The 7,358-nt window shown below is 45.4% G+C and carries 6 protein-coding genes; 3 read left to right on the forward strand and 3 right to left on the reverse strand.

The window, feature by feature from the left end:
* From L976_RS12655 to L976_RS12665, 3 genes are all read left to right on the forward strand, one after another.
* On the forward strand, positions 1 to 1,058 hold a 1,058-nt coding region (locus L976_RS12655), incomplete at its 5' end, for an efflux RND transporter permease subunit (protein ID WP_197062278.1).
* 168 nt (positions 1,059 to 1,226) lie between these two features.
* Positions 1,227 to 1,931: a TatD family nuclease-associated radical SAM protein gene (locus tag L976_RS12660; RefSeq protein WP_037414706.1), complete on the forward strand. Its 705-nt coding sequence runs from the start codon at positions 1,227 to 1,229 to the stop codon at positions 1,929 to 1,931.
* 134 nt (positions 1,932 to 2,065) lie between these two features.
* Positions 2,066 to 4,303, forward strand: coding sequence for a PAS domain-containing protein (locus L976_RS12665; protein ID WP_047537226.1), 2,238 nt, complete (start codon positions 2,066 to 2,068; stop codon positions 4,301 to 4,303).
* Here the strand turns inward: L976_RS12665 and L976_RS12670 are convergent.
* The 3 genes from L976_RS12670 to L976_RS12680 form a co-directional block, all read right to left on the reverse strand.
* Positions 4,284 to 5,684: a hypothetical protein gene (locus tag L976_RS12670; RefSeq protein ID WP_037414753.1), complete on the reverse strand. Its 1,401-nt coding sequence runs from the start codon at positions 5,682 to 5,684 to the stop codon at positions 4,284 to 4,286. The genes L976_RS12665 and L976_RS12670 overlap by 20 nt on opposite strands.
* 85 nt (positions 5,685 to 5,769) lie before the next feature.
* Positions 5,770 to 6,300: a hypothetical protein gene (locus L976_RS12675; RefSeq protein ID WP_037414709.1), complete on the reverse strand. Its 531-nt coding sequence runs from the start codon at positions 6,298 to 6,300 to the stop codon at positions 5,770 to 5,772.
* Positions 6,293 to 7,036: a winged helix-turn-helix domain-containing protein gene (locus L976_RS12680; protein ID WP_037414710.1), complete on the reverse strand. Its 744-nt coding sequence runs from the start codon at positions 7,034 to 7,036 to the stop codon at positions 6,293 to 6,295. The genes L976_RS12675 and L976_RS12680 overlap by 8 nt, the downstream gene beginning before the upstream one ends.
* Between the last annotated feature and the right edge of the window lie 322 nt (positions 7,037 to 7,358).

A 7,358-nucleotide genomic window follows, 5' to 3' on the forward strand; every position in this document is an offset into this window, starting at 1 on the left:
TCCGTTTAAAAATCCGCCCCGAGGCGGAAGCATTAGGTTTAACCTTATCCGATTTAGCACGCCAAGTCCGTTACGGCTTCTACGGTTATGAAGCACAACGTATTTTACGTAATAAAGAAGAAATCAAAGTCATGGTTCGCTATCCCTTAGAACAGCGCCGTACCGTTGGCTATCTGGAGAATATGTTGATCCGAACGCCGCAAGGTAAGTCGGTACCTTTCTCCACCGTTGCTGAAGTCGAAAAGGGTGAATCTTATGCATCTATTACCCGTGTCGATGGTAAACGAGCAATAACCATTAACGCTAACGCGAATAAAAACAAGGTTGAACCTTCTAAAGTCGTTAATGAAATCCAGAAAGATTACTTGCCGCAACTTCAGGCAAAATATCCTAAGATTCAAACGGCTCTCGATGGTGGCAGTTTGGATGAACAGAATGCCATGGTCGGATTGATACAAGGTTTCTTCTTTGCACTGTTTACCATCTATGCCTTGATGGCTGTGCCGCTTAAATCCTACAGCCAGCCACTGATCATTATGTCAGTGATCCCTTTTGGGATTATCGGCGCCCTGTTTGGGCATTTGATCCAAGGACTTGCCATGAGTGTGTTGAGTCTTTGTGGTATCGTTGCACTTGCAGGGGTCGTGGTGAACGATTCGCTGATCTTAGTTGACTTTGTTAACCGAGCTCGTGAACAAGGTCAATCGGTGAGGCAAGCAGCGGTCGATTCAGGATGTTATCGTTTTAGGGCGATTATCTTGACCTCATTGACCACCTTTGTCGGTCTAGTGCCTATTATTCTTGAGCGCAGCTTACAGGCGCAGATAGTGATCCCCATGGCGACCTCACTCGCCTTCGGTATTCTATTCTCAACTGTGGTGACCTTAATCCTAGTGCCGCTACTGTATATCATACTTGATGATGCAAAGCGCGTTGGTAGCCGCTTCTACCATTGGTGGTGGCGTCCGAAAAAAACGCAGGACACTCCATTGCATATCAACGAGAGCCACAGTATCTCCTTGGATGCCATACATGAGTCAGACTATAAGCGGGATTAGTTATCGTCTGTAATCTATGCGAATCCCATAAAAAGAGAGCTTAGGCTCTCTTTTGCTTTTGCAGTGCGCCATCCTAAAACGCGTAGTGCGATCTAAGTGGCAGTTATCCCTATGGGCATTGGTTACACTCACCTTAAGTTATCGCTTAGACCCAAATAAAGTCGTTGTATGCCAAACTCACACACTGCTAGAGCCAAACCTGAACCGCTCATCGCCACTGAGACCTTAGCCAATGGCCATACTACCGCAGAAGTCTGTACCAATGAGACCTGCGCAACCGAAACCTTGGTCTACGACATTCGTAAAAGCCGTTATCTAAACATCACTGGCCGCTGTACTCTGCGTTGTGTCTTTTGTCCGAAACACAATGGCAGCAAGCAAATCCATGAATATCAATTAGCACTAACCCACCAGCCCAAACCGGAGGAAATTATCCCGCTGTTAGGCAATGTGGAAGACTTTGAGGAATATGTGTTTTGTGGCTATGGCGAGCCGACCATGAATCTTCCAACGCTGCTTGCCGTCGCCAAGGAAATTAAACGTCGTGGCGGTCGAGTTAGGGTCAATACCGATGGATTGGGTAATCTTGTGCATCGACGTAACATCCTGCCCGAACTGGCTGAATGTGTTGATGGCTTATCTATCTCACTCAATGCCGATAATGAGGCGGCCTATAACCAACATTGCCGACCTAAACTTGCAGACTCCTATGCCGCGGTAAATGCCTTTATCGCCCTCGCACCCCACTATATTGAGCGAGTGCAAGTCTCAGCGATTGAAGGATTAGATGGAGTAGATATCGACCTTTGCCGTGAGCAAGTGCTCGCAACTGGCTGCGAGTTTAAACACAGAGTACTCGGCACACTCGGCTAGCAAGCTCCTTGACTCTCCACTAGATTGAATCTCTTGCTCGGGATAACGCCATCACCGAGCAACTTGCCACTGTCGTAACATTTCATTCGTGTTAACATAGCCAAATTAACAGATCATCAACTCAAAATCGGCCCATGCTGAAGAACAAACCAAGCCTACATCCACTCGCACCATTACTTTCATTGACCCAAGGGCTGCATTGGTCTCACCAACGCCTGTTGGCTGTTGCGAGTCAGTTATCGATGCTTGTGATAGGTATGATAATTTTAACTAATTTAATCATTACCTTAGGTGAGCGTAGGTTACAGGAAGAATGGGCAACTCAAAGATATAGCGAATTACAAACGATAGGCACGCTGATCACAGATAAGGTTGCCTTTCAGCAGTTTCGCACTCAGTTGTTCGCCAAGGATGAACTACTCAATCAATATCTTAAAAATCCAACTCCTGCAGCAGAGCAAAAATTACAGGCAAGTTGGCAAGAACTCGTTGAGCATATTCCCGAACTACTAGGGATTGCCCTCTTCGACCCTCAGGGAAATTATAAATTTGCAACACCGGCTAACTTTAGTCAGGATGCACTTCCCGCAGCCCTTCTTGGCTCTAGCCGTAATTTAGGTGGAAAAGAAGTGTTCACTTCACCTTTAGAGTTTGTGCCACTCAATGGCATGCTCGAACCCTACATGTATCAAATGACCTGGTTAGAAAAACCCGATCAAAGCTCTTTAGGTTATCTCGTTACCTACAATTCAATGGTACAGATGTTAGAGGCAATAAAACCTGCTTTCTCAAGCAATAAATCCCCCATGTTAGTACTAGATACCCAAGGATTACTCTATGCAGGGGTGAGCGATCTTGCACCGTTAACCCATATTCCAGATACCTTAGGCGCGAGTTTACGCCAAAGTTATCCGGCACTATGGCGCGAAATGTCGATGAGCAACTTTGGCCAGTTTCACGGTGAAGACGCGACGTTTGTTTACCTTAAAGTTGAACTCACTAACCAACCCGAGCTGCGCCGGGAATATTTTTTACTCTCTTATATCCGTAACGACGATATTGCCTCAAAGTTTTCGCAGTGGCAGAACATCGTTATCGTCGCATCTTTAGTTCTGACGTTACTGGCCGCTTGGGTCATTCTACTTAGCCACATGTATCGGTTACAGTATCGCTCACGCCAATACAGCATTGACGTTGCAAACTCACTGTTTAACAGTGAAATAGGCTTTATATTAGCCAATGAACAGGCGCGCATTATCAGTGCCAACCCTAAAGCGGCCGAAGCGACTCGAGTTCCCCAAGATGAACTAACCGATCGAAGTCTGCAACGTGCCTTAAATCTCGATGATCTAACGCACACGCAAATCCTCGAACAAGTGCACCGATTGGGTGAATGGTCTGGTCACTTGTCGCTCGACAATGAAGCGGGTTCAACACTAAGAGTCAACGTACGACATGCCCCGCGATTAGGGCGAGGTTTACCCCATATGTTGATCACGCTTGAAGATATCAGCGCCATTATTAACAGTCAGAACCAAGCATTCTTAAGTGAGCTGCTGTGTGATACCACGGTGGCGACGGCACTGACGGATGCCAATGGTAAGTTGATAAAAATTAACCCCGTATTTGATCAGCTCATGCAACTCAACGGCGATCTGAATCATGATTTAGCGTCATTGCTGTCTAACGATTTAGGTAATCAATGGCAACGGATCACTGCCCAAATCAGCATGCAAGGCCAATGGCAAGGCCAGATCCTTTGCTCACCCAATCTACGTCACTCCAATTGTTTACAGGCCACCCTCAAGGGGCATGTCGCGACTGACGGTGAGATTGATTACATCATCTGTACCTTAGAACAAGCTATCGATGGCCAACGTGGCGCAGAACCCCGCAGTTTTGTGCCACATCGCAGCACGATTTTGCAGCACCTGTCAGATTTAGAACGCTATTTTGCTTCACTTTCGCCCCAAAGCCGCAACCACTCGAGTCTACTCGTGATGGACATTAATCCAGAGGGATTACTGAGCCACATGAGCGATATCGATCAACTCGAAAATCGCCAGCAAGAAGTGGAAATTCAGCTATTACTTGAAATACCAACCCACTACCAAATACTCCATTGGCAACTGGGTAAGCTGTTGTTATTACTTCCAGATACCGATGCAACAGCGGCACATCACTTTGCCCTTAATACCATAGAAAAGCTTAATAGCAACGGTTTAGGTGAAGGGATCAGCATCGGCATAGCTAGCTATCAAGAAGGACAAAGTCTGGAGCAATACCTCAGCAATGCCGAGGTTGCACTCAAACGGGCAAAACAGAATAACGACCAGAATATCGGCCAGGCTTTTACTCGCCAGCCGTCTTAACGGGCGGATTAAAAGAATCTGGCAGTTGGCTTTGGGTGATTTCGATAATCGCAGAGCGGTTCATCGTGATTTTATAGCGAGCATATTCCGGCTCTTCACGGCCATCACGTAGCACTAAAATCAGATTAACCTGGTAACGACGCTCGACCGACTCATGGCTGATTTTGCCCTCAAGCTCCTTGTAAATCTTGGCTTTACCCCGCTCTAAGTAGCGGGCAAACGGCACAAAACTAAAGTTGACTTGCTCTTGAATTGTTGAATAGCCGGCCTGAAACTCGCCTTGGTTTACCCGAGTCGCAATTTTGTAATGGAGGATCTCGGCATCGACTTTGTTCTGGCTATGTCGGTGTTTTAGGATTTCGTTTACCTTTTCGGGTAAATCCTGTGGCCGCATAAACTCCAACCACACCAATTGTTTAGCAATAACAGCCTGGCTAGTGGTATCCCTTAAGATACGGCTCCACCGCGGCCGACCACGCTGGATAAAGCGCCAAAGAGCATTACGCACATCGTCCTTAAAGATTTCCCTAAATCCGTATATCACCGCTAAGGTCAATACGAGGGCAATAGTAAAACCGCTAAAAACGCCCTGTGCCTCAATAATCAGCGCCGACACCACCAACATCACTAATGCCGTGGCAAGCCCCGTTGTGAACTTTTTAAGGCCGATCCCCAGCGGTTTTAACTCTTCTTTAAGTACGACCCCTTGCTGAATCAAACGCCGTAATAACAGCATCTTATTCGAAATTCGATTAGGATCTTGTTTTGTCTGTGCCGAGTTATAGTTATTGGCATCACGATAGGCTGATTCATTCCGACAAAGAGTCAGCACTCGCTCTTGAATGTCGGAAAAGTCGCTGGTACGGGTAGCGTGGGCTAATACTTTTAGCAGTTGCTGCTCACAAAACCAAGACAGATAGTTATCCGCATTTTCAAAATAGGATTTCCATTTAGCATCGCCTGGTTCATTACGGCGAAACTTTTTCAGCAATTGGGTTATCTGTTCACACAACTCATCGAGCGCGAGATAAAAATGCTCAACATCAGCAATCCGATTGAGTTCTTTGACATCGTTTTCAACCGCTACCGCAAATTGGTAGGCAAACAAGTTTAAGTACAGCCTAAACTCTTCCACAGTGCGACGATTCATACTGGCGAAACGGCCTTGTACGAGCGGTAAATGCAAACCTTCGGAATAGTAAGAACGGCGGCCAACAATGGCGCTATGATAATATTCTTCTTCGTTTAAGGTGTGCGCACCTATGCCCATTTCCTTAGGTAAAAAGAAATAGAGGTCAAGCTGACGATTATCGCCCTTTTCCATCTGGTGGCTGAACTTAATCGACAGGGATTCTTCTTGTTTGACACGTATCTTAAACACAAAAACCTTAATGATTGGAGCCAAAGAGTCAGCATTAACACCATCGAAAATACAATCTAAACCGAAAGCGCGCTAAATTCACTGATTAAATTCGGCTATTGACGATTCGACAACCACAAACCGTATTACTGGGCTGAAACAATACCACGGCGTAGTCTTGGTCTGGGTCACTATCAAGCACCTCAATGCTAAGGTTATGTCTGCCTGACTCACTAAAATGTAAGCTACTTATATAAGACAGATACTTCATATGCTCTGGCCAATGTTTTTTATCGACCTCCTCAGATTCTGTCTTGGTCTTAACCGACACGTTGTAGGCCATACGATTGAGTTCCATATTTTGCACTTCGCCCTGCATCAGAATGGTGCCTGCACTGGAGCCATCGAGGTTAAAATATCGATAATTAATCTGTGCATTGCCCGCAGAGATCAGTACATCGACTAAAAGATAGTATTTACCATCTTCAACCCGTTGAGCATGACGGTCAAAAAGTTCGGAGCTGCAATTGAGGATCACTGCCTTATTTGAGACTGATTGCAGATAAATCACCCCGCAAGCCACAATCAGCGCAGTGAGAATCGTGAGATTTATCGTCCACTTTAGCCACTTAGCCACAGATCCCAATCTCCTGTAGCCACTGTGCATCAATAAACTCTTTAGGGCGTCTAAAATCACTTATCTTTAAGTTTCGAATAACGGACTGCCCGAGCTTATGGCCGCGCAAAGTAATGTTAAGCACTTGTTTATCATGTGAAAGAGAGGAATAAACCTCGGACCAATCACTCTGTCCGCAGCGGCTTAGTCCCTGACCCAATCGATCGCCTAACTCAAACAATATGGTATTGTTCGTTTTAGAATTAGCGTAAAGGTGCAAGCGAATATGTTGTCCTGATGCCAAAGGAAGTTCTGTCGATAACAAGGGTTCAGTCGGCACACTATGATCAATTCGGCTAAGATAAAAACCCGAAATCGCCAGCATAAAACCAAAAACCAGTAGCGCACTCCACCAAGGTAGTGACTGTAATCGAGGATAATGAAAGCTTTTTAACCGCTGCCCTTGGGTATTGTGTAGCAAATAACCTTGGCCTTTGACGGTTTCAATCAGCCCTTCATACTGCGGACCAAGAAAAGAGCGGATCATAAATACTGCGCGAGCGAGTGAAGTATCTGTTAGCGGTGGGTGCTCACCATCACCAGTCTTAAGCTCATGCTTTGAGACCAGTTTACCTTGATGTTCAACCAATAAGGTCAACACCTGTAACTCAGCACGAGGAAGGTGCCAAGATTCATTCCGAGCTTGTTCGACGAGCAAACCACGCTCTTTGTCAAACCAACAGCTCCCCACTTGCATAAAGAAAACCCCAAGCCTATAAAATCATGGAATTAAGTCTATGCAAGGCTTCTAATGATTACTGTGATCCTGTTAACCCAAGGCGGCAAATAATTACATTTCGTGAGATAAGCCGCAGGTTGGGTGTATAAAATAAAAATCTGCTTTAGTTCACAGATGTAAATGGTATTTGCAAACAATAGCGTTGGCTGATAAATGCTTACAAATTTACATAAATATCACAAATAATGTGTGTCAGCACAAATTACAATCTAAAAAAGCGAATTATTACCCAAAATTCAACCTTATAAAGCAATTAAAAATTCAACGACACCTTCTTCAC

Source organism: Shewanella sp. ZOR0012 (genome assembly GCF_000798835.1).
Taxonomy (GTDB): Bacteria; Pseudomonadota; Gammaproteobacteria; order Enterobacterales; family Shewanellaceae; genus Shewanella; species Shewanella xiamenensis.